We start from the raw sequence: 26,384 nt of genomic DNA, 5'->3' as shown, positions 1-26,384 counted from the left end.
TGATCTGAAGATGACATTTTCAGTGATTATTTTTCTTGTCGTTCCCCATCAATAATGTTTTATATCTATGTCGGGTGTAGGGAAGATGTGTGATCATCCGGATTGGAACGCATAATGTGGAAAGAATGAAGTCAAGGCTTTCCAAAGCTTTTCAGTATTTATCTTGATCGTTTCGTCGGAGCATAAGGTGCTCAATCTCATTACATGTGCTTGGATCCCCGTTCGCACAACCGGTGGGCCGCGGGTGATCCGGCCCGATCAAATTGCAGAGCCGGGGGTGCAGTTCCCGGACTGGCCGCGGGCCGATCTGAATCTCGCCTGTCTCGAATTTCTGATCGGCCTGATGTTTCTCGCAGCGCCGCCAGGGACAGATGAGGCATGGAGCGCGCGCCGCGACCCCGACCCGGAGCGGCTGCGCATGGCGATGGAGCCATTGGCGCCCGCGTTCGAACTTCTGGGGGCCGGGCCTCGTTTTTTGCAGGAGCCGATCTCTATCAATGAGGAGCCAAAAGCGCCCGATATGTTGTTGATCGACAGCGCAGGCGCCTCCACGATCAGGAAAAATGGCGATCTCATGGTGCGTGGGGACCGCTATCCTGTCATGTCTCCGCCAATGGCGGCGATGGCGCTCTTTGCTCTCCAAGCTTTCGCGCCATCCGGAGGCGCGGGGAACCGCACTTCAATGCGCGGCGGCGGCCCGATGGTGACCCTGGCGCGCCCGGATGCGGAAGGCGCGTCGCCACTCTGGTCCCTCGTCTGGGCGAACGTGCCGAATGGCAGGCCGATCCGCGATCTGTCGCAGCTGCCGTGGATGCGGTCCGCGCCAAGGACTTCCGAGAGCAACCAGATCGCGACTCCCATGGGGCCGGGCACGGCGCCGGAGCCTGAAACCTTCTTTGGTATGCCGCGCCGATTGTGGCTGGTGTCGGAGACAAGGGAGCGCGCGGCCGTGGTGACCGGCGTTCAGCAGCGCCCATGGGGCGCGAACTACGGCGGCGGCGGCTGGCTGCATCCCCTGACCCCCTACTACAAGACCAAGGAGGGCAAGCTGCCCCGTCACCCAAAGCCTGGACACTTTGGTTACCGCAACTGGCGCGGCGTCGTGCTGCAGGGGGCTGATGTCGACCGGGCCGCAACGCTCGAAACATTCTTCAGGCGTACGGAATGGGGCGGCGACAAGGCGATGCGGCTCATCGTGGGCGGATGGGCCATGAACAACATGAGCCCTGTGGATTTCCTCTGGTCCGAGCAGCCCACTTTCGTGCTCTCGCCCGAACAGGAGTTCCGCGCCGCGGACATGGTCGAGGCGGCGGAGCAGACCAGCTATGCTCTCGCAGCGGCTGTTCGAGACGGAAAAAATGAGGGTGTCGGTGCGGGCGCGGCCCTGCGGGCGCGCGAGGCGCTGTTCCATCTCACCCAGGGGGCTTTCGAAGAACAGATGGCCCGGCTTGCCGAGGACTCGGAATCCACTGGCGATCAGTGGCTGCACATACTTCGCAAAACGGCGCTGTCGCTGTTCGATGTGGAAGTGGGTGAGGGGCTGCCTGACCTTCAGCCAACCCAGCGAGAGAAAGCTGTGATCGCCCGCCGGCTGCTCCTCGCCACCATGGCGGGCAGGACGAAGACCGGAGCCAAGATCTATGAGTGTCTCGGCCTGCCTGTCCCATCCAAAAGGAGGGAGCCTGCATGACATCCCCTGACGCCAAGCGCCCCGGCCAGATCTGTCTTTCGTGGTGGTGCCGCCGCATTCGTCCGAGCGAGGACACGAGCGACGCCAAACGCAATCGCGCCGCCTTGCGCCGGGTCGCCACTCCGGTTGAAGTGGTTGCGGTCGAAGCGGTTCACGACCTGAATGCTCGGCTTGCCGAGACGGGTCATGACCTTCGGCCGCGCGCCGACCGTCTGATGCTGATCGCCGTTGCGCTGGCGCAACTGCGCAACCATCAACCAGGCCGGCGCGCGGCGCTCGTCTTTGGCGAGCAGGTGAATGACCGGAGGCGCCTTGGCGCCATCCGGTTCGAGGCGTTGATCCGCCAGACGGAGCCTCTCCAGCTCACTCGTCCCCTGGTTCGTGCGCTGGGGATTATCGACGGACGCGCCGACGTGGCCTCCCTGGCGGACGACCTGTTTTATTGGTCCGACCCCGTGCGCACCCGATGGTGCTTCGACTATTACGGCGCGCCAAGCGCCGCCCCCGACCAATCGCTCATCTCCTCGGAGGCCTCTGCATGACCCGCTTTCTTCAGCTTCATTTTCTGACCTCTTACCCGGTCTCAAATCCCAATCGTGACGATCAGGGCCGGCCCAAGAGCGCGATCTACGGCCAGGTTCCTCGCCTGCGGATCTCCAGCCAGGCGATCAAGCGAGCCGCTCGGATGTCAGACGCTATGCAGCGATCCCTGACCGGCCATCTTGGCGACCGCACCCAGCGGATCGGTGAGATCGTGCGCGACGCGCTCATCGCCGATGGCGCAGCGTCTGACGCGGCGACCAAGGCCGCCACCGCCGTCGCGAAGGTGTTCGGGAAGCTTGACGCCGAAGCCGAGAAGAAGGGATTCATCCGGATCCGGCAGCTTGCCTTCGTATCACCCGAAGAACGCGTCATGGCGATCGAGCTGGCGCGTAAGGATCTCGCCGGCGAGCCGATGCCAAAAGACAAGGACCTTAAGAAAGCGGTGCTGAGGACGGCGGATGGAGCGGTCGACATCGCAATGTTCGGGCGAATGCTGGCCGACGATCCGAGTTTCAATCGGGAAGCCGCCGTGCAGGTCAGCCACGCCCTCACCACCCACCGTGCGCTTGTCGAAGACGATTACTACACCGCCGTAGACGACTTGAAACGCCCTTCGGAGGATGCTGGCGCGGGTTTCGTAGGCGAGGCCGGGTTCGGCTCCGGAGTTTTTTATCTTTACGCCTGTATCGATCTCGCCCTGCTGGCCGAGAACCTTTCTGGAGATACCGCCCTCGCCGCCAAGGCCGCAGGCGCGCTTGTCGAGGCGCTGGCGACGGCGACGCCATCGGGCAAACGCGCCGCCTTCGCGCATCAGACCCGCGCGGAATACCTTCGCGCCGAGGCTGGAGCGCAGCAGCCTCGCAGCCTGGCAGGCGCCTTCCTGAAGCCGGTGGAGAGCCCCGACCTCATGGCGGGATCGATTTCCGCCCTTGAGAGCATGGCGGCGCGGCTTGATCACAGTTACGGCCCGACCTCGGATGAAGTCGAAACCATGAACGTGTCGTCCGGCGCAGGGTCGCTTGCCGAGGTGCGCGCCTTTGCCGAACGGCATGCTGGCTCCGTGCAAGCCGATGCCTGAATATCTCGTCTTCTCTCTTGTTGCGCCGATGGGATCCTTTGGCGATCTCGCTGGACACGAACGGCGCGGGTCACACGACTGGCCCGGCAGGGGCGCCATCCTTGGCTTGATGGGCGCGTCACTCGGCATCCGGCGCGATGATGCGGCAGGGCAGGCGGAGCTTGGTCGCTGGCGGACAGCCGTCGCCAAGCTTATGCCCAGTAGACCATTCCGTGATTTTCATACCGTTCAGACAGTGCCCTCCGCCATTGCAAAGCGCCCGGATTCGAGGCGCGCCGCAGTTGCGGCTGCCGGACAGAAAATCAATACGATCATCACACAGCGCGACTACCACATGGATTGCGTCTTCGGAGTCGCGGTCTGGGGTGGCGCCGATGCGCCCGCTGTTGAGGCCGCCCTCAGAAAGCCCTGCTTCGTCCCTTATCTGGGGCGCAAATCATGCCCACTTTCGGCGCCAATGGCCCCGAAAATTGTCGATGCTGGCGATCCGCTCGCGGCGCTCCGCTTTGTGACACTGCCCCCGTTCTGGCCGAAGGATGCGACAGGCGAGAATGCTCCCGACAGCGCCCGCCCATTGCTGATCGCCTCGGACGCGCCGTTTGGCGGCGGGCGGGTCGAAACCCGGTGGGATGCGCCTATTGACCGGAAAGCGTGGCACTTCGGGCCGCGGCAGGTTCATGTGGGCGCGGGGAGAGCCGAGGAATGACGCTCTACCTTTCTCGTCTGTCACTCGATCGCAATGCGCCAACGGCGGCTTTGGCCCAGCTCCTCGACCCCAATGACGCCAACCGCGCAGCCGATGCGCATCATCGTTTGATTTGGACTGTGTTCTCGGACGCATCCGACCGAGAACGCGACTTTCTCTGGCGCGCCGAGGGTGGTGGCCGCTTTCTGACCCTGTCTAAACGGCCGCCCTTGACGAACGACCTTTTTGCTCCGCCCGAAATCAAACCCTTCGAGCCTGATTTGCGGCGCGGTGACCGACTTCAGTTCACTCTGCGTGCGAACGCAACTCGAGATCGCGCCAGGGGACAAAGGGAAGGGTCAATGGAAAACCGGCGCGTGGATGTGGTGATGGACCTGCTTCATGAAATCCCGAAAGGTCGGAGGGCCGATCACCGTGACGCCAAGGCGATCGAAGCGGCGCAGGGATGGCTCTCGCGTCAGGCCGAAACCCGGGGTTTCCAACTCGTCGACCTGTATGTCGAGGGCTACACGACTCTGGATCTTGCGCGGCGCGGTAGGCGGGCCCGGCTGGGAATTCTCGACCTGTCCGGGCTGATCGAGATCACGGAGCCCGCCGCTTTCCTGCCAGCGCTTACGGCAGGGTTCGGACGCGCCAAGGCGTGGGGCTGTGGCCTTATGCTGATCCGACGCGCCGGATGACAACCGACCGATGACGATCCCGGGTCTGCCGCCGCCGAAGCCCATCCCGCTCAGGGAGCGTGCGAGCATGGTCTTCATCGAGCGGGCGCAGATCGACGTGCGTGACGGCGCTTTTGTCGCGATCGACGCGGAGGGCGCGCGAATCCATATCCCCGTAGGTGGAATCGCCTGCCTGATGCTCGAACCCGGCGCGCGGATCAGCCACGCGGCTGTGGCCCTTGCCGCCCAGGCGGGCACGCTCGTGACATGGGTCGGAGAGGGCGGGGTTCGGCTCTATTCAGCCGGACAGCCTGGGGGCGCACGCGCGGACAGGCTGCTTTGGCAAGCGAAACTGGCGCTTGATCCCGGCGCGCGCCTGCGCATCGTCAGAAAGATGTATGCGGTCAGGTTCGGCGAGACCCCGCCTGAACGCCGATCCATCGATCAGCTTCGGGGGATCGAGGGGCAACGCGTGAAGCGCGCATACGAACTTCTTGCTCAGCATCATGCGGTTCCGTGGAAGCGACGACGCTACGACCCAAAGGACTGGGCCAGCGCCGATGTGCCGAACCGATGTCTGTCCGCGGCGACCTCCTGCATGCATGGGCTGGCCGAGGCCGCCATCCTTGCAGCGGGATATGCGCCGGCCATCGGTTTCCTGCACACCGGTAAACCGCGCAGTTTTGTCTATGACATCGCCGATTTGTGGAAACTCGACACTGTCGTGCCGGAGGCCTTTCGCGTGGCGGGTCAGGCCGCGAAGGGTCGTCTCGACATGGCGCCCGAACGCGCCGTTCGGCTCGCTTGTCGCGACGCGTTCCGCAAGACAGACCTGCTCGGCAAGATCATTCCCGGCATCGAGACCATTCTTGAAGCCGGAGAGCTTCCACGTCCCGATCCACCTGCAGAAGCCCTCGGGCCGGCATTCGATGAAGGGACATCCGGCGATGATGGTCATCGTGGTTAACAACGCTCCGCCGCGACTGCGGGGGCGTCTCGCGGCCTGGCTTTTGGAGATCCGAGCCGGAGTCTATGTGGGACGCTATTCCGCGCGGACGCGGACCCGCATATGGGAGCAAGTGATGGGAGCCATCGGCGAAGGAGATGCTGTGATGTGCTGGCAGGCTCCGACTGACCAAGGGTACGCGTTTGAGACGGCGGGCCACAATCGCAAAATGCCTGTGGATTTTGATGGCATGAAACTGGTGAGTTTCGCGAGCCCGAAAGAGATTGATAAGATCGATTGACATCCAGTTCATGATGAAGCTTTTCTCGGTGCGTTCTTTGTCATCGTGAAAAGCGTTTGGCCGCAACAGGTAACAGCCAGTCTGTTCCCCGCACACGCGGGGATGAACCGCAATGCGCCAACCAATCAGTAACGCCGCCACGCTGTTCCCCGCACACGCGGGGATGAACCGGGCATCGCTGACGTTGACAACGGCAATGTCCCCTGTTCCCCGCACACGCGGGGATGAACCGAAAACGAAGAGGGCTGAACATGAGCGGCAAGCCTGTTCCCCGCACACGCGGGGATGAACCGCTCACGGCGGGCGGTGCTCGGGGCGACGCCGCCTGTTCCCCGCACACGCGGGGATGAACCGAAGGTCAGCCGATGCGCCTCGCGAGCGAGGAGCTGTTCCCCGCACACGCGGGGATGAACCGCTGCTCGTTCGAAGCGACGGAGCTGGCGGGCGCTGTTCCCCGCACACGCGGGGATGAACCGACAAATATAGGACACGGTCACGGCGCGAATATCTGTTCCCCGCACACGCGGGGATGAACCGGCATCAGGGCGCGGATGGCGTAGACGAGTCGACTGTTCCCCGCACACGCGGGGATGAACCGAGCAACGCGAATTGCTCGATTTAGAACATGCCCTGTTCCCCGCACACGCGGGGATGAACCGTGTCATATAACGCGCAGGGGGAGGTCATCGAGCTGTTCCCCGCACACGCGGGGATGAACCGCTGATCTCCGATATCAAGAATCGTGTCCTTGACTGTTCCCCGCACACGCGGGGATGAACCGGATGCGCTTTCCGCCTCTGCATCGCTTATGGACTGTTCCCCGCACACGCGGGGATGAACCGGCATGGCCGGCGGATAGCGTCGAGCGACGGGCCTGTTCCCCGCACACGCGGGGATGAACCGCTGATGCGTGTTTTCAACGAAAGCACGGAGAACTGTTCCCCGCACACGCGGGGATGAACCGTCGCACGACGCGAAAATAGCGCGGGCCGCCTCCTGTTCCCCGCACACGCGGGGATGAACCGTTGACGGTGAACAACACCCCGCCGCTTCCGCGCTGTTCCCCGCACACGCGGGGATGAACCGAAACCGGGTCGCAAACGGACCCGGTTTCCGCCCTGTTCCCCGCACACGCGGGGATGAACCGGCCAGCAGACACAGCCGGCGCTGAGCCGGTCGCTGTTCCCCGCACACGCGGGGATGAACCGGCTCATATGCTCTGTTCCTCGTGGACCGGGTTCTGTTCCCCGCACACGCGGGGATGAACCGACGGCGAAATTCACCAATATCTTTGGCGATATCTGTTCCCCGCACACGCGGGGATGAACCGGTGGCTCAAAACGTCCGCAGCGGGAGGGGGATCTGTTCCCCGCACACGCGGGGATGAACCGCCCCCGCGCCTCTGGCAGAGAAGCGACGGCGCCTGTTCCCCGCACACGCGGGGATGAACCGTCGGCGGGCTCGTCCATCACCACGGCGTCGAACTGTTCCCCGCACACGCGGGGATGAACCGGATCTTCAGGATGAGGCGATGGCACTGAAAAACTGTTCCCCGCACACGCGGGGATGAACCGGCGCTCGACCACTCCGACATCTCGACCACCACCTGTTCCCCGCACACGCGGGGATGAACCGGGTTTTGGTCAGCCGAGGCTGGCGGCTCAAACCTGTTCCCCGCACACGCGGGGATGAACCGCTCGTGGCGCTCCGCCCGATCCGGCCGGAGCTCTGTTCCCCGCACACGCGGGGATGAACCGTCCTGTAAACAGGGACTCCGGTGAAGCTTTACCTGTTCCCCGCACACGCGGGGATGAACCGATGTTGGTGAGCGACTTCGCGCCCCTTGAGGCCTGTTCCCCGCACACGCGGGGATGAACCGGCGGACAGGGGTGATTAACCCAACAATATCAACTGTTCCCCGCACACGCGGGGATGAACCGGCCCGGGCCGCCCGCCGCATGTGCCGACGGAACTGTTCCCCGCACACGCGGGGATGAACCGGGCCGCCCTGGGGGAGCGGCACTTCTGTGCGGCTGTTCCCCGCACACGCGGGGCTGAACCGAAGTCCCAAAACTCGCCACCCTCGACTTGAGACTGTTCCCCGCACACGCGGGGATGAACCGCTCTGGCGCTGGATCGTCCAGTGGCAATCGGTCTGTTCCCCGCACACGCGGGGATGAACCGCCGTTCCTCGATCTGGATGGGTTCTATCCCTGCTGTTCCCCGCACACGCGGGGATGAACCGCGGGCGCGAGCGCTCTCTGAGTCTGGTGTAAACTGTTCCCCGCACACGCGGGGATGAACCGCGATGCAGATTATCGCGCGCTATGTCCTGAGCCTGTTCCCCGCACACGCGGGGATGAACCATCCGCCGGGTAGACATAGGAGCCGGCGACGTTCTGTTCCCCGCACACGCGGGGATGAACCGGGCGTTTGTCGAGGAATATCTGGTCGACCTCACTGTTCCCCGCACACGCGGGGATGAACCGGCGCAGATGCAGCTCGTGATCGATGAGGTCGACTGTTCCCCGCACACGCGGGGATGAACCGTATCAGGCGGTGATGGGGTTGCCCGGAGGCGTCTGTTCCCCGCACACGCGGGGATGAACCGATCTGGTGACATTCCGATGACGGATCTCGATACTGTTCCCCGCACACGCGGGGATGAACCGTGATCGAGACCTCGTTGCTTGCGTCCACCGTGCTGTTCCCCGCACACGCGGGGATGAACCGATCGTCACGTCGCTGAAATCGACCTCATCGACCTGTTCCCCGCACACGCGGGGATGAACCGGACCGAGCGCGCCGACATGATCAGGTCGTTGCCTGTTCCCCGCACACGCGGGGATGAACCGATCGTTGGCGCCGGTTGTTGCCGACGAATCCTCTGTTCCCCGCACACGCGGGGATGAACCGGACCGGAAGGCTGACTGTTGAGAATGGCGCTGCAGTATGGACGTGATGGGTGAGCCGGTCGGGAAGCGCGCCGGTCAAGCGCGGGCGTTGATGATTGCATCCGTGCTACGCCTGAGCTACACGTCCGCTGCTTCCCTCGCAAGTATCTGATAACATACGAGTTATTCGATGTCTCCCAAGTCCATCATCGGGGCCACGCTCAGGCGGGCCGCTGCTTCGGTTCTGAATTTCAACGCCTTAGCCCATTGCTTTCGGAACGATGCGTGGAGCGCGCCCCGCCCCTCGGGCCCCCGGAAGGTCACGCGGGGACTTTTCGCGCCCTGAAAAACGAACGCGGGTCTCCGGCGGCGCGGAATTGGGACGCATATAATGAAGACTGGACATCAGAACCACCCCGCAAACGCCGAGCCGCGCGCGCCTGCGGAGCCCGGCGGCGCCGACTTGCGCCAGCCGGCGCCTTCTTTTGCGGGCCCGAGCCGCTCTCCTAAAGGGCTGCGCCCTTCAGGTCGCGCCGTTCACGTTCCGGCCCTCTTCCGCCCGGTGACGATACGCCCGCGAGGCGCGCCCGTCGAGGCTGGCGTGGGGGCCGGAGAGGGGCGCGCCCGGCCGGATCAGGCGCTGAACTGCGGCGGCCGCATCGCGCTCCATTCGTGCGCCCGCTCGTAAGCGCTCGCCAGATTGAGCACCGTATCCTCCGCGAAGGCCTTGCCTGCGATCTGAAGTCCGATCGGCAGCCCGTCCGTGTCGAAACCGCACGGAAGGGAGAGCGCCGGCAGGCCGACGAGGTTGAAGGGGTAGCAATAGCGCCACGAGGCCGACAAGACGCTTTCGGGCGCGCCTTCGACATCGACCGTCCAATGCCCGGATTTCCAGCCCACGATAGGCATGGTCGGCGTCACGATGGCGTCTACGTCCTCCAGAATGCGGGAAAAGTCGCGCATCATTATCGTGCGCACCTGCTCGGCGCGGATGTAATCGACGCTGGAGACCAGCCGGCCCATTTCGACGAGGTCGCGCACGTCTTCGCTGAAACCGGCGGTCAACCCGGCCCGCACGGATTGATCATGATAGGCCGACGACGAGGCGAGCTCGATGGCGAAGATCGCGCCGAGACCGTATTCCAGGATCGGCAGGTCGAACTCCCGCACCTCGACGCCCTGATTTCGGAAGAAGCCGATCGCGGCGTCAAAGCTCTCTCTGACGTCGGTCTGCAAGCGTTCGGTGAAGTGGTTGCGGATGACGCCGATCCGCCTCCCGGAGATGCTCTTGTCGAGGCCCAGCCGGTAGTCGCTTTCCGGCGCCTTCCGCGTGGCCGGGTCCGTCGGATCCAGCCCGGCGAGGACTGTCAGCAGGAGCGCCGCGTCGGAGACGGTCCGTGTGAGGGGGCCGGCGTGATCGAGCGACCATGAATGCGGAACGACGCCGCCGCGCCCCACCAGCCCGAACGTGGGCTTCAGGCCGACCGTGCCGCAGACGCTGGCCGGAATGCGGATCGATCCGCCGGTGTCCGACCCCATGGCGGCGGAACACAATCCGGCGGCGAGCGCCGCCCCCGATCCGCCGCTGGAGCCGCCCGGAACGTAGTCGGTATTCCAGGGGTTTCGTGTCGGAGGCGTGACGTTGCCCCATGCGAATTCATGCATGCGCACCTTGCCGGGGAAAATCGCGCCCGCGGCGCGCAGCTTCGCCACGGCGTGGCTGTCGACCTGCGCGAACTCGAGCTCGGGAACGTCGCTTCCCGCTTTCGTCGGCATGTCCGCGGTGAGGTAATTGTCCTTGAGGGCGATGCTCACGCCGGCGAGCGGCCCCACCTCCTCGCCTCTCGCGATCGCGGCGTCCACCGCCGAAGCCTCGTCAAGATAGGCGGGGTTGCGCGCGACGAAGCACTGGAGCGCGCCGTCATAGGCGTCGATGCGTTCGCTGTAGGCTTCGGCGATGTCGCGCGCGCGAACCGCGCCCGACCGGATCGCCGCCGCCTGTTCCAGACTGGATTTCCATACATGATCGTTGGTCACGGCCGCCTCTTTCATTGAAGCTTCTGCAATTGCACCGGATCGAACACGACAGCCGGATGGGTGTCTTTCAGCTCCAGCGCGCGCAACTTCTCGATCTCGGAAAGGATTGGGCGATAGCGCTCGATCAATTCCTGAAACCGTTCGTCGTCCAACGTCAGTCCGGACAGTCGCCTGAGAAGATCATAGTCCATTGGGTTCTTCCTTAACCTAGATCCGCATCAGTTCGAGCAGAGCGTCGCGCGTCTCGGCACCGGGGGTGATGTCGCGCGTCTCGACGATGCTGCCGATCTTGATGGAGGCGATACGGTCGCAAACGTCGGCGACAAAGCCAACATTCTGCTCGACAAGAAATATGGTGGCGCCTTCCTCCTCGCGAAGCCGTTTGAGCGCCTCGCCGACCCGGTCGACCATGGTGGGCTGCAAGCCCTCGCTTATTTCGTCGATCAGCACGAGCTTCGGCTTCGTGATCATGGCGCGCGACATCAGCAGCATTTTCTGCTCGCCGCCGCTGAGGGTGCCGGCGGTCTGACGCAGCCGCTGAGGGATCACGGGAAAGTAATGGGCGATCCGTTCGAGACCTTCCTTCAGGTAGCGGTCGCGCGGGAGGCTGAGGCGAAGGTTTTCCGCGACCGTCATGTCCTGGAAGATCGCGTTCTCCTGCTGGACATAGGAGACACCGCGGCGCGCCAGGACCTGCGGCGGCATGGAGTTCACCTTCTCGCCCGCGATATAGATCGCGCCGGCCTCCAGCTTGAGGAAGCCCATGATCGTCTTGAGGAGCGTCGACTTTCCCATGCCGTTCTTGCCGAGCACGCCGAAGATCATGCCTTGCTCGACCGTGAGGGAAATGTCCCTGATGACGATGGTGTCGTCGTAACCGCTGGCGCAGCCTTCGCATCGTAGCATCTCGGTCGTCATTGGACTTGTCCGGAATAAATGTTTTGGACGATCGGCGAGGCCGTGACCTCGTCCGCGTCGCCGTCGATGACAAGTTCCCCATGATGAAGGACGACGAGGCGAGAGCAGACCTGCTTCACGAAATCGAAGTCATGCTCGATCAGGAGGATCGCGATGCCATGGCGCTTCTGCAGGTCGCGAAGGATGCCGCCGATGACGTGACGGTCCTCCTTGGTGAGGCCCGCCGTCGGTTCATCGAGAATGAGCACGGTCGGCTCCATGGCGAGAACCATGGCCAATTCGAGAGCGCGCTTCATCCCGTGAGCAAGGTTCGCCACCGTCTCACCCAGATAATCCTGCAATCCTGTCGCGGTGAGCACTTCGTGCGCCACCTCGGGAAGATAGATGACCGGGGCCTTTTCCACGAGCGAAAGCCGCTCATGCCGATTGCGGGCCAGGCGGAGGCATTCGGTTACGGTCAGGGTCTCGTAGACGTTCGTGTTCTGGAAGCTGCGCCCGAGACCAAGCGAGACGATCTTGGCCGGCGAGGATTTTTCAATCGAGACGCCTTCGATCCTGATCGCGCCGGACGACCGCTCCATTCCGTCGCTGATGCAGCGCATCAGGGTGGTCTTGCCCGCCCCGTTGGGCCCCACGATGGCGACCAGCTCGCCGCTCGCGACGTCCAGGTCGATGCCCTCCAGCACCTTCAGCGCGCCGTAATTCTTGGTGACGCCCCTGAGTTCGAGAGCGGCCGGCGCGCCCGCCTGTCGCGTCGAAGGCCGAGGGCGCGACGGCTTGACGACGACGGCCGCCGGCTTTCCGCGCTCCGCCTTGCGCATCGTCGGAGAGACGCGCCGGAGGAGCTTCCACACGGCCCCGAGGATGCCTTCCGGCAGCAGGAGGATGACGGCGACGAAGATGATCCCGACGAAGAATTTCCAGACGAACGGCAGGAACCCGCTGAGATAGGCGCTGATCCATTCCAGGCCGACGGTCGCGAACACCGGCCCCAATACGCTGTTGCGCCCGCCGAGGGCCACGTTGATGACGAGTTCGGTGCCAAAGACGAAGCCCGCCTGCTGCGAACTCGCGATCACGCCGACGCAGGTGTAGATGTAGCCGGCGACCGCGCAGATCGCCGCCATCGCCATCATCAACAGGCCCTTTATCCAGCCGGTGCGGATGCCGAGATAGAGGGACCGCTGCTCGTTGTCGCGGATCGCGCGGAGGACGCTGCCGAAGTCGCTGCCGAGGAAGACGCCGATCACGGCCGTGGTCGCGACCAGAAGAAGCCCGGCGACCCAGTACCAGCCGATCTGCGACAGGTCCGGAACCGGAAAGCCGACCAGGCCGCTGCTCGATCCCGTGAAGCTCCCGCCGGAATAGATCAACTGGACCACGACGATCGGCAGCACGAGGGTGACGACGGCGACATAGAGCGAGGTCGCCCCGTACCAAAAGGAGAGCCAGCTGACGAACCCCGCGATCAGCGCGGCGACGATCATGCCGGCGACCAGAGCGCCGACGGCGATGCCGGCGCTGAAGCCGAGATGGGTGAAGGCGAGGCCCGCGGAATAGCAGCCGATGCCGAAGAATGCGCCCTGACTGAAGGTCAGCACCCCGGTGAAGCCCCAGAGGACGCCGACGGTGAGGGCGGGAACGGCGAACAGGAAGGCGCGCGTCAGCACGCTGTGCTCGTAGTCGCCGAGCGCGGCCGCGCCGAGCGCCAGAAGCAGGATCGCAACGCCCGCGCCTATCGAGGCCAGGCGATAGCGATTGGACCCGCGCGGCGGCGCGGCCGGCGCTTCCGCCGAGGAGTTGCTAGTCATAGGCGAAACCTTTCGGCGAAATCCTGAGCAGCAAGACCGCCATAACCGCGAGCGTCAGCCCGCCGAGAACCGGGCTGACGAATGTGCTGACGAGAACCTGGATCCCGCCCAGGAAGACGCATGCGATTGCGAGACTCACGTATGAGTTGCCGGAAACGAGAACCAGCATGAACGCGGCGACCAGCCACGGGACCCCCATGTTGGGATCGACGCTGGACAGCGGCGTGATGAACGCGCCGGCGAGGCACGCGAGGCCCGAGCCGAAGGCGAACGTCAGCAACCGCACGCGGGCGCTGCTGATGCCGAGGCTGCGCGAGAGCGGCTCATTGGCGATGACCGCGCGGGTTTGCAGGCCGACCCGGGTGCCGTTCATCAACAGCGCCATCGCCGCCGCAACCAGCACCGCGAACAGGATCAGCAGGAGCCGGTAGAGGGAATAGTTGGCGCCGAATATCTCGATCGCTCCCGAGATCGGCCGCGCCGCGAATTGAACCTCGCGGCCGAAGATCATGGTGATGAGCTGGCCGATCATGATGCCGAGCCCCCATGTCGCCAGGATCGCATCGAGCGGGCGATGGTAGAGATAGCGCAGGATCGTGACCTCGATGATCGCGCCGAGAACCCCGCCGGAGACAAACGCCAGCGGCAGGCTCAGCCACGGATTCCAGCCGAGCCATGTGGCGACGAGGGACGCATATGCGCCGACCGTCAGAAAGCTGGCGTGGCTGAAGTTGATGATCTTCATCACGCCAAAGATGATCAGCAGGCCCGACGCTATGATGAAAAGAATCGCCGCCGTCGTGACGATATCGAGAACGAGGTAGATCATCGTTCGGGTCCTGCGTCTTGGAAGGCGCAGGATCGATCCTGCGCCTCCTGAGATGGAAACACGTCGGCGTCAGCCATCAAAAGCCGGGGCACTGTTCGCCAGGATCGACATTTTCGAACCGGCGAACGACATCCACCGAGCCGTCGGCCTTGACCTTGCCAAGCAGCATGTCCAATGGCGCATGACGCTGCTTGCTGAGCTGAACCCTCCCGCGCGGGCCGTCGAAGGAGACCTCGGCGAGCGCCTCGATGATCTTGTCGGTGTCGTCGAGGGAGCCCGCCTTCTCCACGGCCGCCTTGTAGAGATAGACCGCGTCATACTGGGGGACGGACATGTCGTTGGGCAGGTAGAGCTTGTCGCCGAACTTCTTCTCCATGCGCGCCCGGAAGTCCGTGTTGGCCGGGGTGTCGAGGGTGCTCAGGTAAGATGCGGAGAAGTAGATTCCCTCCGCATCCTCGCCCATGCTTTGCGCGGTCAGCTCGTCAACGCTGAGATTCCCGACCAGCGCCTTTATCCCTGCGGCCTTGAACTGGCGCTGCAACGTCACGTTCGGCGCGCCCCCGGCGGTCGCCATGATGACGGCGTCCGGGTTGTTGCGGTTCATGGCGCTGATGATCGCGGTCCAGTCGGTGGCGTCGATCGGCTGGTACTCCTCGACGACGACCTCGCCGCCATGGGATTCGATGTAATCGCGCGTGAACTCGAGCATGCCGCGCCCGAAGGCGTAGTCGCTGCCCACCAGGAAAAAGGTGGATGCGTTCTCGTTCTTCATGAAATGGTCGATGATCGGGCCGACCATCTGATCGACGACAGGGCCATTGGCGTAGAGATACTGATTGCAGGAATGCCCTTCGTAGAGCGACGTGTAGATGTAGGGGGTCTTGGATTTCTCGACGATCGGCAGGGCGGCGTTGCGCGCGGCGCTGGTTTCCATCGAGATGATGACATTGGCGTTGCGGCTGGAGATCAGATCGTCAAACGCGCGCTGGGCGCCCGAGGCGCTGCTCTCGTCATCGGCGACCTCGAGCCTGACCTGCCTGCCGAGGATCCCGCCGCTGGCGTTGATCTCCTCCACGGCGAGCTCCGTGGACTGCACGACGGCGGGCGCGACGGTGCTGTTCGCGCCGCTCAAGCCGGTCGGCACGCCGATCACGACGACATCTTCCGCGTAGGCCGCACCCGAAAGGGCGAGTGAGGCGACGCCGGCGACAGCGAAGTATTTCAGGACGTCTTTCATGTGTTCCTCCCTAGAACAGTGAATTCTGGTGTTTGACCGCAGTCGGATCACCCGGTCGGCGACCGGGGCATGGGCGATTTCCTTTCGCGTCCTCCTGGAAACTGGCCCTGGCGGCGTTGGCGCCAGGGCGGCGGGGCGCATCGGCGGGACCGAGCCGCAGGCCCGCAGCCGACAAGGCGGCCGGTATGGAGAGATCGCCGGCGCCGCCGGGATGACCGATGCGGAGCGCCTCGCACGGGCGCTTGCTCGGCCCTGCTCCAAAAATGCGGAAGGCGGCCGGCGTCTTCTGTGCGGAAAAGATCCGAAGCGCGCCCTTCGGATGTGAGCGCCGCCGGCAAGGATGGGGAATGGCGCTCAGGCGCCCGATGAAAGATGTCGAGATGAGCGGCGCGCGCCGCCCGGATCGCGTGTGCGCCGTCTTCCCGCGGGATGCTCTGGAGCTCCTCCGGGATCACGCCGCCGCGCTGGTCGAAGTCGACCATCACCGGCTCCGGCCCCAACGCGGCGCCATGTCTTTCCACGGCGCGGCGACGCGACCGGTCTTGAACAACAGCGCCCCGCCGCCGGGAGGCGGCAGGTTGAAAAGCGCGCCCCTCCAAGCCCCGGCGCCTGAAACCGGACGGGCGAACGCCGGGCGCCGCGTCCCGAAGGCCGCCGTGAGCGTTCTCAGGATTCGCTGGCCGAGTGTCTGGAGCTCGGGCCTCCGACGGTCGATGACCGGCGCGGGCGCAAGCCCGGAAATCTGAAGATCACGCCGATCTGCGAGTCGCACCCTGCTTCTGGGCATCGCTCTTCCACCCTCTCAAGACAGCTGATATTTTGAATTCAAAATTCAACATTGTCAACAATCTTGTCAACTCATTCAGGGCGAGAGCCTGATCGGTACTGTCGGACCAAATGCGCTTGAGCATGGGGGCGGGCTCGTAGCCGTCTCCGGGTGGGCGCCCAGCCGGCGCCGCTTTTTCAAGGCGCGCCCCGCCATCATCCGCCGCGCGGTGATGATGCATGTTCGCGCCCCGTAATCGATGAAAAATGTGGGGATGTCCTTCACAAGGGTGGGATCGACATGAGCGATGAGACGATCTGATTCTGGCCGATTCTGGCGGAGCCGCTTCACGGAACAGCCGCCGATCATGGCGGGGAGCTTGTCGGACGATGCGATGGTCCACATGGACCCTGGCTCAGCGCGCCCCCGCACGGGCGTTCACCCACGCCGCCTGCTCTCGATCGCTCCCTGGCCCCGGCGCCCACGCTTCGCCGGTCGGGCCGCCCCGTAGAATCGCCACGTCTTCAGAATCGCCACGTCTTCGGGTCATTCACCCGGGCTGTTGAGAAGACGCCACTGGTCGCACTGGAGGATATACGCCCGCGCGCTTTGGCTCAGCCGAGATATTCCCAAAACGTCCCTGGCCCTCTGCATCTCGGCCTCGTCTCTGACGGAGTTCGGGCCGAGCGCATCGAGGGCGCTTGCGATTTCGGTTCGCGATATGTCGAGGATCGACCGGGTTCCCAGCCCACGGAAGGCGACCCTGTTCCGATAGCCTTGCTTCGGCCAAATAAAGACCTGGTGGAATTCCTCGCGCCGCTCGACCACATCCAGGGCGCGCTCCACCTGCGAGAGGATGCGCTGACCCGTCCTTTGCCAGCCATGACGATGCGCCACTTCACGGGCGAGCCGCTGGAGGGGCAGGGGGCCCTGCTGCGAGGCGATATCCGTTGCGAGGTCGCGCAATATCGGCAGATAGGCCGTTTCGTAGAATCTGGCCGGGTTCAGAACCATCTCTCCGGAGTGGGGCGCTCCTTCCGGCGCTTTGGCGAACAGCGGCTTGTCCGTTGACGGCTCGGAAGCCCCTTCTCCCGCGCGCTCTGAAGATGCGATCTGAAGCGGCGGCGGCTCATTTGAAGGGGCCGTGGGCGCGGGAGGCGCGTCCTGCGCATCCGCCGTGATGGGGGCCGCAAGCGCGCGGAGGCTTTCAGGCTCCGCGGCCTCCTCCCGCTTCGCGGTCTTTTTCCGCTCCGCGGCCCGCGCGGCCTCTTCGGCGCGCCGCGCCCGGTCGGCGGCCAGCAGGCGCTCGAGCTCCGTGTGCAAACGCAGCGTCGCCGATTTGGGATCACGGAACCATTCGGTCGACCAGATCCTCAGGATGGTCCAGCCGAGGCCCTCCAGAACCGCCTGCCGGACCTTGTCCCGGTCGCGGGCCGTGGCGGAGCTGTGATAGGCCGCGCCGTCGCATTCGATCCCGGCGAGATAGGAGCCGCCGCGATCGGGATTGACGATCCCGAGATCCACGCGGTAGCCGGAGACGCCGATCTGGGTGCGCACCTCCCATCCCTTGGCGCCGAAGGCGCGGGCGACCGCCTCTTCGAAGGGGCTCTCCGCCGGGCCGAGCGAGCCTTCGTCGCGCGCGGGCAGGGCGGCGGCGCCTCGCTCCGCATAGTCGAGAAACGTCTTGAGGTCCTTGACGCCTTGCGCATGTGTTCGCGCCAGGTCGATCTGGTCATGGGTGATCGAGGCGAAGACATGCATCTCTCGCCGCGCTCGGGTTATGGCGACATTCAACCGCTTCTCTCCGCCATCCGAGTTCAACGCGCCGAAGTTCATCGTGAGCTTGCCTGCGGGATCCGGGCCGAAGGTGATCGAGAACAGCATCACGTCCCGCTCATCGCCCTGAATATTTTCGAGGTTCTTCACGATGACGGGCTCCTCTCGCTCGTCGGCGAAGAACCATTCAAGCTCGGGCGCGCTCCTGCGGATATCGTCGAGCAGGTCCTGAATCAGGGCCTGCTGTTGCTGGTTGAAGGTGATCACGCCGAGCGTGTGGCGGTCGGCTTCCGGCAGGTCAAGCCACGCGCTCAACCGGCGCCGCACCATCCCGGCGATCGCTCTGGCCTCCTCGACATTGCGCCTGCCGCTCCCGCGGGCGTAGACGCCATCGACCTTGTGGAACCGAAGCGCGCCCGATCCGGTGCTCGGCGACGGGAAGGTGACCAGCCCGCCACCGTAGTAGTGATGGTTGGAGAACGCGATGAGCGCTTCGTCGCGGCTGCGATAATGCCAGTCGAGCCGCCGTGTCGGGATGCCCGCCGTGGCGACCTCGTCGAGGATCGAAGGCATGTCCCTGTTCAGGAAATCGAGAGCGTCGCCCTCATCTCCGCCATCGTCGCTACGGCCGAAGAAGTTGGTGGGCGGGAGCTGTTTGGGATCGCCGACGATGATGGATTGCCGGGCCCGCGCGATCGCGCCGATGGCGTCCCATGTGGTGATCTGGGACGCCTCGTCAAAGATGACGACGTCGAACGTCGCCTGCCCGGGCGGCAGATATTGCGCGACCGAAAGCGGTGACATGAGCACGCAGGGCGCGAGCTTCAGCAGGGTCTCCGGCATGTGCTCAAGCAGACCCCGTATCGGCATGGACGGGCGCTGCAGGCCGAGTTGATGCCGCAGAATCCCGAGCTCCGAGTTTCGTGGAACGCCATCCTTGGCCGGAAGCCCATGATGAATGCGGCGCATGATTTCGGCCGGGACCTGCCGCGCGGCCTCGTCGTCGAGGGCGCGAAAGGTCCTGATCAGGTCCTCATGCTCCCAATGGAGAAACCGGCGCAGGACATCCGAGGCGTCGAGCGCGAGAGGGAGCCACCAGCGCGCGTAGGCGCTGCGGAAGGCCGCGACGGCGTCCGTTATCGGCTCGCCCGCCTTCAGGGCGTCGGCGAGCGGCGCCAGGCCTGCGGCGTCCGCTTTCGTCCTCGTCTCCAGCCATCGCATCCAGTTGGCGAGACGCCTGCGCTCTGCGAGGATCGTGTCAAGCCAGCGCATGATCCGGCTCAGGCTCGCGTCCTCGGGGATGAGGCCGCCGGCGTCGATAAAGGCGCTCCGGCTTGCGGCGAAGGCCGCATGCGCCTCAAGCCACCTCTGCAGCTCCGCCCGCAAGGGATCGGCCGGCCCCGCGACGAGTTCCGCAGCCACGGCCCCGAAAGCCACATGATCCTCGGCGAACGCTTGCGCCTGCGCCAGGCCCGCGCGCAATTCTATCGCCTGATCCACGAGGCGCCGAAGCCCGTGCGGCGCGCGATCTTCGCCCGCCAACTCCGCCAATGGATTTCTGGCCAGCGCGTCAAGGCGCTTGCGCATGTCGCGCAGCGAGGCGAGGTCGCCTTCGGGAGCGGCGACGCCGGATGTCGCGTAGGTCTGTAGAAGTTTCTGAAGCTTTCGTCGCTCCAGTCTTGAGAAGGGCCAGATGCGTGTCGCGCTCTCGCGCAGCCGCGCGTCCATCTCGTCCAGCGGCATTCTCGGAATGTCATCCTCGCGATAGCGCGCGCTTGTCCCGCGCGCCGCCTCGGCCAGGCCCGACAGATCCGCCTCGAAGGCCGCGACCGCGTCGCGCAGCGCGCCCGCAGCAAGGTCGGGCGCGGCGGTCAGGTTGTCGGCTCCGGCTGCGCCGCGCGCGGCGAACAGGGTCAGAAGGCGCGCCCTTTCGTCGGAAAGCGACGTGTCCGGCTTCAGCGCCAATCGCCGGCCGAGCCCGGATGCGACGGTGAGCAGGCTGTCGATCCGCGTTCGAAGGGACTTCGCGGCTTCGAGAAAGCCGCCCTCCCACGCATATGACCAGTCGGTTTCGCCGACCAGCGCGATCGGCGGGCCGTCCGAGGCCACGGTCCACGCTCGGCCCAGGTCTTCGGCCAGCCGCTCCATATGCGCGAAGCTTTCCGCATCATGCGCATCCTCGCCCTTGTCGGCGAAAGACAGCGTCACGCCCTCCGGCCCCCGGGTCGCCCAGCCAATCGCCGTGAAGACGGAAAACCCCCGCCTTCCCTTGGCGTGCACCGCCGCCACATACGCGTTCAGCTGATCGCGCGTGAGCTTCAGCCTCTCGTTTATGTCGATCCAGGTCGCGGCTTCGGCGCCTGAGGCGCGATCCCATCCGCGGCCCAGCTGGGCGAGAACGCGCTTCCGATCGGTCTTGTTGGAGTGCAGTTCCAGCACTGCGTCGCCAAGCCCCTGCGCCTGCAGGCGGCGTTGCACCACGTCGAGCGCCGCCGCCTTCTCGGCGACGAACAGCACGGTCTTTCCATGCGCGAGACATTGCGCGACGATGTTCGCGATGGTCTGGCTCTTGCCTGTGCCGGGCGGCCCGATCAGAACGAAATCGCGCCCTTCCATCGCCGCGACGACGGCCGCGAGCTGCGAGCTGTCCGCCGGCAGCGGCGTCAGCAGATCCTTCGGCGCGACGGCGCTGTCCATCTTTTCCGGCGGGAGCGGCGCGTCGCGGCCGCTGTCGAACGTCTCCGTCGGTTTGTCGACGAGATGCGCGACAAGCCGGTTTTTTCGCAGATCGTCCGTCCGGTCCACGAGGTCTTTCCACATCAGGTACTTCGCGAAAGAGAAGGTCGAGATCGCCAGATCCTCGGTCACCTCGAACCCGGCGACATGGTGGACGCGCGCACGGACGGTCTCGAGGACCATGGGAACATCGATCCCGCTGTCATCCCTCGGCAGTTCAGCTTCAAGCTGGGGAATCCGAATGTCGAAATCGCGCTTCAGGAATTCGAGCAGGGTCGCGTTGAACCGGACGTCGTTTTCGTGATGCTCGATCTGAAATGGCGAGCGGGCGGATCTCCGTGTGAGCTGAATCGGGATCAGGATCAGCGGCGCGCGATAGATGCGGCGGTCCCCCTCCCGCTTCCATCGCAGGAAGCCGGCGGCGAGGAAGAGTGTATTGGTCCCGCCTTCCTGCAAGTCGCTCTTCGCCTTGCGGTGCAGGGACAGCAGGCGCGCCTCCATGTCCTTGCCGGTCAGCGGAACCGTGACCTGCCCGCGCGCATAGGCGTCGCGCACCGTTTCCGCGAGGATGCGCCGGCGCTCCAGGTCGCTGACCTGCCGGTCGCCGATCGGGTCTTCGTCCTTCAGGGGAAACGTCTTGAACGATTTCCCGTTGGCGAGCGCGTCTTCCAGCGTTCCGGCGTCGGGAACCATGCAGGCCACGCTCTGCTTTGTCTCTCTGAAGTTGAGAAGCCGATTGCGCAAGGAAAGGTCGAGCAACTTGCTCTGCCAGCGCTCGATGCGGCCCTGCGGCGTCTCTGGCGACGCGTCGACGGTCTCGGACGGCGACAGGCCGAGATCGATCGGATCGGGCAGGGCCGCCGCAACCGCCTCGGTCTGGTCGGGCGCAGCCTCTTCAGACGGGATATGGCTGGCCAATGGTCGGATCTTCGCCGCGCGCGCCCGCCTGATGTCGACGGCCGCCTGAAAGTCGTCCTCATGGTCCTCGGAAAGCCGGACGCGCCCCGCGTCGATCGCTTCTGCGAACCCGATGGTGGGCCGCTTGCACAGAAAGGTCGTTTCGGCCGGCAGGAACTCCCGCGTCTGGCTGGCCTTCCTCACCGCGACGACATCAGGCTCCGTGACGCGCCCAAAATCCGAGGCGGTGATCCACACCCCCGCCCAGGCGTGCCCTTTGGCGAACAGCACCACCGGGTTCAGACCAGCCTGCTCCCAAGCCGCTGCGAGCAGCAACGAGGTGTCGAGGCAGGTCGCCAGCCCCTCGTTTCGTATTCGGGTGGGGAAGCGCACTTTTTGCCCTTCGCGCTCGAAAGAGGCCGGAGGCTGGGCGTAGGTCAGGCCAAGCGCGGTCACGGCCGACCAGACGGCCCCCGCGATCATGTAGGCGCGTTGCGGGTCTCCGGATTGATACCCTTCAAGCGCGTCGTCGCGCCCGGCCTTGGCGAGCAGGCGGGACGCGTCTTTCAGGATCGCGGCGATGGCGGCCTCGTTGGGCGAGACATAGGCCGCGAGCAGCCGGTCCATGTCGGCGAGCCCGCCCCATTGATCCCGCGCGAGGAATTCGAGGCGGCGGCGCTCCTCGAGCAGCAGGTCGCCGTCGCTCTCGACGGTCAGGGTCAGCTCGCCGATCTCGGTCTCGTCGAGCCCCGCGAGCCCCTCAAGATCGAGGTCCATCGCAAGGTCCGACAGATCGGCCTCGTCATGCGGGCCAAGGCGGTCGACGATCCAGGACTTGGGTCTCATAAGCGGCGGTTTCGTCTCCGCGCGCACGACGAGACGCTCGATGGCGTTTTCGGCGTTATTCCTTATCGAAAGCGTTCGAATTAACGGAATCGCGTTCTGCGCAGAGGCGAAATTGACTCGCGAAACGGCGTCAACGGCCAAAACAGGGCCGCCATGTTCTTCTGCTGGATAGTCCATTTATGCGCCAGTGTATGAAGGAGTAAATCATGAATTCTGAGGATGTGATCTGAATGATATATTCGGCGCGCAAGCCCTTGCGGTCAATGGGGGCGGTCAGTCCGCATGGAATAGGAAGGCGCTCATATCCTCTCATCGGAGAGTAAACAGGAGTTCTGCGCCATATGGATTAATCGTCGGAATCCTGCTCTTCGGATGGGCCATTGGTCCGAAAAGTCGTCATATCTTGTCGAGTCAGACGAATATGCGCGCCGGGGCGTTCGCGTTCTGCGAATGGGGCGACGAGAGTAGGGGGAGTGAGGTCGAGGGTCGGGGCGGCGGCCGGTGCGGAACAGCGGTCTTCGCCGGCGGCGCGTCAGGCTTCTGGAAGGGGCCGGGGCGTGACCATCTGGCCTTGGAGAGCGAAAGACCCGGGCCTGAGCGCCGGGCGCGGCCCAGATGAAGCCAGCCGCCGAGGCCGCGCGGCGACTGGAGCGGAATCCGGGTCGGGTCCCGGAGGGCGATGACGGCGGGCGGCGCGCGGCCCGCCGCAGAGAGGCGGGCCGTCCGGTCGGCTCAAACCACCTTCATGTTTCGCAGTTCGGAGATCTCGTCGGCGCTATAGCCCAGGCTTGCCAGCACGTCCGACGTGTCCGCGCCCAATTCCGGCGCCGGCAACCGGAGTTCGCATTGCGCCTCCGTCAACTTCATCGGAAATCCGATCATTTCGACGGGGCCATGGCCGGGATGCTCCACCTTGAGAACCATCTCCCGCGCGCGGATCTGCGGGTCCTCGAACGCTTCCGGATAGGTCATGACCAGACCGCATGGGACGCCGGCCGCATTCAAGCGTTCCACCCATTCCGCGCGGGGCCGCTGAGATATCCTTTCGTTGATCAGCGCGTTCACCCTGTCGCGATTTTTCATTCTCATCTCGTTCGTGGCGAAGTCAGGCGCGTCCATCGCCTCATTCAGGTCCAACGCGTCGATCAGACGTTTGTAGATCTGGTCGTTGCTGGGCGCGATCGCGACGGCGCCGTCCGAGGCGTGAAAGAGACCATAGGGCGCGACGACAGGGTGATCGTTGCCGCATCGATCCATCTGCTCGCCGGTCGCGAAATAGGCCGCCCCGAAATAGCTCGCGAAGCTCAGGATGGAATCGACGAGCGCGACATCGATCTGCTCCGGCTTTCCGGTGCGCTCCCGCCGGACGAGGGCCGACGAAATGGCGAGCGCGCCATAGAGCCCGGCGACGAGGTCCGAAATCGGCAACCCGGCCCGGAGCGGCTCCCGGTCCGGAAATCCGGTGGAGCTCATGAAGCCGCTCATCGCCTGGGCGATGAAGTCGAAGGAGGGGCGGTCGCGGTAAGGGCCGGTTTTTCCATAACCCGAAATCGAGCAGACGATGATGTCGGACTTGATCTTCTTCAACGCCTCGAAACCGAGCCCCATATCCTCGAGCACCGTCGGGCGGTAGTTCTCCACCAGAACGTCCGCCGTCGCTATGAGCCGCCGCAGCGCGGCCATGCCCTGATCCGTGCGCAGGTTGAGGGTGATGGACTGCTTGTTGCGGTTGAATCCGGCGAAATAGTAGCTGAGCCCGTCCCGCATGCCGCCCTGTCCGCGGATCGGGTCGCCCTGACCGGGCGTTTCGACCTTGATGACTTCGGCGCCGAGATCGCCGAGCAACTGCGTGCTGAACGGGCCCGCAAGAATCCGGGTCAGATCCACAACCCGCATCCCGCTCAACGGTCCTTTGGACATCGAGAACTCCTTATCTTCAGACATAGTTTGGCAGCCAGAGAACAACCGCGGGGAAGAACGTCACCAGCAGCAACACCGCGAGCGACCAGAGCAGAAACGGGAAGATCGCCCTGATCACCCGCGTGATCGGGATCGAGCCGATTCCGGCCACGACGAACAGCAAGAGCCCGATGGGCGGCGTCAGCATGCCGATCATCAGGTTGAGCACCATGACGAGCCCCAGATGCACCGGATCGACGCCGAGCGCGGCCCCGGCGGGCAGCAGCGACGGCACGAAGATCACCAGCGCCGGCAGCGGCTCCAGAAAGCAACCGATCAGCAACAGGACGACATTGATGAGCAAAAGCCCGATCAGGGGATCGGCGGTCAGCGTCAGAATGCCGGCCGCGATGGCGTCATTGATTTTGGCCTCCGCCAGCAGCCAGCCGAACGGCCCCGCCGCCGCCAGCAGGAACAGAACCGCCGCCGCGGAGCGCGATGCGAGATAGAAGACCCGCATCAGTTCACGCCAGCCTATCGACCGGTAGACGAAGATCGAAACCAGCAGCGCGTAGAGCGCCGCCACGGCGGACGCCTCGATATCGGTGACGAGACCAAAGCGCATGCCGAGGATAATGATCAGGGGCATTCCGAGAGCGAAGATCGAATACTGCGTGGTGGCGAGCACCACGCGCCAGGTTTGCCGCGGACGCGAAGGATAGTTGTTCCGGCGCGCGATCAGATAGCAGATCGCCATATAGCCGCCCGCGAGCAACAGGCCCGGCACGATCCCGGCCATGAAGAGCTTGAGAACGGAGACATTGGCGATCACCGCGTAGATGATCATCGGGATCGACGGCGGAATGATCGGGCCGAGCATCGCGCCGGCGGCGACAACCGCGCCAGCGTATCCGTCGGGGTAGCCTTCCTTCTTCATCGCCGGCACCAGGAGGCCCCCGGTCGCGGCGGCGTCGGCCACGGCCGAGCCCGAAACGCCGGCCATGATCAGGTTCGAGATGATCGACACCTGGCTTAGCGACCCCCGGACATGGCCGATCATCGACAGCGCCCATTCGACGAGCCGTTTCGTCAGCCCGCCATGGTTCATGATCTCCGCCGCCAGCACGAAGAGCGGAATGGTCACTAGCGTCGATTCATTGACGGAATTGGTCGCGGTCAGCGCCACCATGATCAGATCGACGGGGTTGCCCGGATGCAGGACCATGCCGACCGCGGCCGCGCCGATCATCGACAGGCCGACATCGAACCCCGCCAGAACGGCGAAGAGAAACAGCACGAAGACAAGGGTCAGCATTCGCTGTCTCTCCAATGAACGACGGTATGCGTCAGCCGGAGAGCGATGACGAGAATGCCGTACGCCGTCCCCACCGCGATGGCCAGGAAGGTGAGGGCGGAGGAAAAGGGCGTGCCCATGATGACCTGTCCGGCTCCGACCTCCACCAGGCGCCAGACCTTCCATTGAATGACGCAAAAGAGGCCGATGGCGACAAGATCGCCAGCGATGTTTCTCACCCTCAGGCCACGCGGCGAGAGCACCCCGTCGATCAGATCCACGCGGATATTGGTGCGCGCGCGGAGCGCCAGCATGAAGCCGAGAAAGGTCAGCCAGACGAGCGCGAGCTGCGCGATCTGATCATGCGCGTTGAACGAGGTGTCGTATATGTACCTGTCGCTGGCCGAGCCGATCGTGAAGATCAGGATGGTCGCCATCAGGAGGATCGTGGCGCCGCGAACGAGCCAGGCGAGGCCTGACTCGACGCGCTTCAAGGCGAGGTGGAGCCGGATCATCGCAGG

At 64.6% G+C, this 26,384-nt stretch carries 17 protein-coding genes and 1 CRISPR repeat array; of the genes, 7 read left to right on the top strand and 10 right to left on the bottom strand.

The features are described 5' to 3' along the window. The first annotated feature begins 187 nt into the window (after nucleotides 1–187). The 7 genes from casA to cas2e are packed head-to-tail and all read left to right on the top strand — an operon-like array spanning nucleotide 188 to nucleotide 5,923. Nucleotides 188–1,690 (top strand): type I-E CRISPR-associated protein Cse1/CasA, encoded by a 1,503-nt coding sequence (gene casA, locus WG921_RS16355; RefSeq protein ID WP_340110333.1) that lies wholly within the window; start codon nucleotides 188–190, stop codon nucleotides 1,688–1,690. After that, nucleotides 1,687–2,232, top strand: a complete 546-nt coding sequence (casB, locus tag WG921_RS16350) for a type I-E CRISPR-associated protein Cse2/CasB (RefSeq protein ID WP_340110332.1) — start codon at nucleotides 1,687–1,689, stop codon at nucleotides 2,230–2,232. Before casA ends, casB begins: the two co-directional genes overlap by 4 nt. Continuing rightward, nucleotides 2,229–3,311: a type I-E CRISPR-associated protein Cas7/Cse4/CasC gene (gene cas7e / locus WG921_RS16345; RefSeq protein ID WP_340110331.1), complete on the top strand. Its 1,083-nt coding sequence runs from the start codon at nucleotides 2,229–2,231 to the stop codon at nucleotides 3,309–3,311. The genes casB and cas7e overlap by 4 nt, the downstream gene beginning before the upstream one ends. After that, nucleotides 3,304–4,017 carry a type I-E CRISPR-associated protein Cas5/CasD gene (cas5e, locus tag WG921_RS16340; protein WP_340110330.1) on the top strand — a complete coding sequence of 238 codons (714 nt, stop codon included), beginning with the start codon at nucleotides 3,304–3,306 and terminating at the stop codon, nucleotides 4,015–4,017. The genes cas7e and cas5e overlap by 8 nt, the downstream gene beginning before the upstream one ends. Continuing rightward, nucleotides 4,014–4,697 (top strand): type I-E CRISPR-associated protein Cas6/Cse3/CasE, encoded by a 684-nt coding sequence (cas6e, locus tag WG921_RS16335; protein WP_340110329.1) that lies wholly within the window; start codon nucleotides 4,014–4,016, stop codon nucleotides 4,695–4,697. The genes cas5e and cas6e overlap by 4 nt, the downstream gene beginning before the upstream one ends. Before the next feature lie 10 nt (nucleotides 4,698–4,707). Then, nucleotides 4,708–5,643, top strand: coding sequence for a type I-E CRISPR-associated endonuclease Cas1e (cas1e, locus tag WG921_RS16330; protein ID WP_340110328.1), 936 nt, complete (start codon nucleotides 4,708–4,710; stop codon nucleotides 5,641–5,643). Beyond that, a complete protein-coding gene (cas2e, locus tag WG921_RS16325) occupies nucleotides 5,624–5,923 on the top strand; it encodes a type I-E CRISPR-associated endoribonuclease Cas2e (RefSeq protein WP_340110327.1) in 300 nt (99 codons plus the stop codon). The genes cas1e and cas2e overlap by 20 nt, the downstream gene beginning before the upstream one ends. An 81-nt stretch (nucleotides 5,924–6,004) precedes the next feature. After that, a CRISPR array of direct repeats spans nucleotides 6,005–8,839; the repeat unit is 29 nt; unit sequence CTGTTCCCCGCACACGCGGGGATGAACCG. 611 nt (nucleotides 8,840–9,450) lie between these two features. On the opposite strand, the gene WG921_RS16320 is transcribed toward cas2e, so the two are convergent. From WG921_RS16320 to WG921_RS16275, 10 genes are all read right to left on the bottom strand, one after another. After that, nucleotides 9,451–10,854, bottom strand: a complete 1,404-nt coding sequence (locus tag WG921_RS16320; RefSeq protein WP_340110326.1) for an amidase — start codon at nucleotides 10,852–10,854, stop codon at nucleotides 9,451–9,453. 11 nt (nucleotides 10,855–10,865) lie between these two features. Continuing rightward, complete coding sequence (locus WG921_RS16315) at nucleotides 10,866–11,045, bottom strand: hypothetical protein (protein ID WP_340110325.1); 180 nt, start codon at nucleotides 11,043–11,045, stop codon at nucleotides 10,866–10,868. 16 nt (nucleotides 11,046–11,061) lie between these two features. Continuing rightward, on the bottom strand, nucleotides 11,062–11,772 hold the full coding sequence (locus tag WG921_RS16310) for an ABC transporter ATP-binding protein (RefSeq protein WP_340110324.1): 711 nt from the start codon (nucleotides 11,770–11,772) through the stop codon (nucleotides 11,062–11,064). Further along, entirely contained in the window at nucleotides 11,769–13,583 is a 1,815-nt protein-coding gene (locus tag WG921_RS16305) for a branched-chain amino acid ABC transporter ATP-binding protein/permease (RefSeq protein ID WP_340110323.1), read from the bottom strand. Before WG921_RS16305 ends, WG921_RS16310 begins: the two co-directional genes overlap by 4 nt. Beyond that, nucleotides 13,576–14,412, bottom strand: a complete 837-nt coding sequence (locus tag WG921_RS16300; RefSeq protein ID WP_340110322.1) for a branched-chain amino acid ABC transporter permease — start codon at nucleotides 14,410–14,412, stop codon at nucleotides 13,576–13,578. The genes WG921_RS16305 and WG921_RS16300 overlap by 8 nt, the downstream gene beginning before the upstream one ends. A gap of 76 nt (nucleotides 14,413–14,488) precedes the next feature. After that, the gene (locus WG921_RS16295) at nucleotides 14,489–15,649 is read right to left on the bottom strand and encodes a substrate-binding protein (RefSeq protein ID WP_340110321.1); all 1,161 of its coding nucleotides are present in this window, start codon (nucleotides 15,647–15,649) and stop codon (nucleotides 14,489–14,491) included. 1,312 nt (nucleotides 15,650–16,961) lie between these two features. Further along, complete coding sequence (locus WG921_RS16290; protein WP_340110320.1) at nucleotides 16,962–22,670, bottom strand: DUF3320 domain-containing protein; 5,709 nt, start codon at nucleotides 22,668–22,670, stop codon at nucleotides 16,962–16,964. A 732-nt stretch (nucleotides 22,671–23,402) separates the two neighbouring features. Further along, nucleotides 23,403–24,590, bottom strand: a complete 1,188-nt coding sequence (locus WG921_RS16285; protein WP_340110319.1) for a CaiB/BaiF CoA transferase family protein — start codon at nucleotides 24,588–24,590, stop codon at nucleotides 23,403–23,405. A gap of 16 nt (nucleotides 24,591–24,606) precedes the next feature. Continuing rightward, a complete protein-coding gene (locus tag WG921_RS16280; protein ID WP_340110318.1) occupies nucleotides 24,607–25,884 on the bottom strand; it encodes a TRAP transporter large permease in 1,278 nt (425 codons plus the stop codon). Then, nucleotides 25,878–26,378 (bottom strand): TRAP transporter small permease, encoded by a 501-nt coding sequence (locus WG921_RS16275; protein ID WP_340110317.1) that lies wholly within the window; start codon nucleotides 26,376–26,378, stop codon nucleotides 25,878–25,880. The genes WG921_RS16280 and WG921_RS16275 overlap by 7 nt, the downstream gene beginning before the upstream one ends. Nucleotides 26,379–26,384: the final 6 nt, after the last annotated feature.

This window comes from Paludibacillus litoralis, from assembly GCF_037646705.1.
Lineage (GTDB): Bacteria > Pseudomonadota > Alphaproteobacteria > Rhodobacterales > Rhodobacteraceae > Pikeienuella > Pikeienuella litoralis.
This window is presented reverse-complemented; position numbering and strand designations above follow the sequence as displayed.

Coding starts and splice junctions, on each gene's coding strand:
- cas2e (WP_340110327.1), top strand. CDS start 5,624: ATGATGGTCATCGTGGTTAACAACGCTCCGCCGCGACTGCGGGGGCGT.
- WG921_RS16275 (WP_340110317.1), bottom strand. CDS start 26,378: ATGATCCGGCTCCACCTCGCCTTGAAGCGCGTCGAGTCAGGCCTCGCC.
- WG921_RS16300 (WP_340110322.1), bottom strand. CDS start 14,412: ATGATCTACCTCGTTCTCGATATCGTCACGACGGCGGCGATTCTTTTC.
- casB (WP_340110332.1), top strand. CDS start 1,687: ATGACATCCCCTGACGCCAAGCGCCCCGGCCAGATCTGTCTTTCGTGG.
- WG921_RS16295 (WP_340110321.1), bottom strand. CDS start 15,649: ATGAAAGACGTCCTGAAATACTTCGCTGTCGCCGGCGTCGCCTCACTC.
- cas7e (WP_340110331.1), top strand. CDS start 2,229: ATGACCCGCTTTCTTCAGCTTCATTTTCTGACCTCTTACCCGGTCTCA.
- WG921_RS16290 (WP_340110320.1), bottom strand. CDS start 22,670: ATGAGACCCAAGTCCTGGATCGTCGACCGCCTTGGCCCGCATGACGAG.
- WG921_RS16310 (WP_340110324.1), bottom strand. CDS start 11,772: ATGACGACCGAGATGCTACGATGCGAAGGCTGCGCCAGCGGTTACGAC.
- WG921_RS16285 (WP_340110319.1), bottom strand. CDS start 24,590: ATGTCCAAAGGACCGTTGAGCGGGATGCGGGTTGTGGATCTGACCCGG.
- cas6e (WP_340110329.1), top strand. CDS start 4,014: ATGACGCTCTACCTTTCTCGTCTGTCACTCGATCGCAATGCGCCAACG.
- WG921_RS16315 (WP_340110325.1), bottom strand. CDS start 11,045: ATGGACTATGATCTTCTCAGGCGACTGTCCGGACTGACGTTGGACGAC.
- cas1e (WP_340110328.1), top strand. CDS start 4,708: ATGACGATCCCGGGTCTGCCGCCGCCGAAGCCCATCCCGCTCAGGGAG.
- WG921_RS16280 (WP_340110318.1), bottom strand. CDS start 25,884: ATGCTGACCCTTGTCTTCGTGCTGTTTCTCTTCGCCGTTCTGGCGGGG.
- cas5e (WP_340110330.1), top strand. CDS start 3,304: ATGCCTGAATATCTCGTCTTCTCTCTTGTTGCGCCGATGGGATCCTTT.
- WG921_RS16305 (WP_340110323.1), bottom strand. CDS start 13,583: ATGACTAGCAACTCCTCGGCGGAAGCGCCGGCCGCGCCGCCGCGCGGG.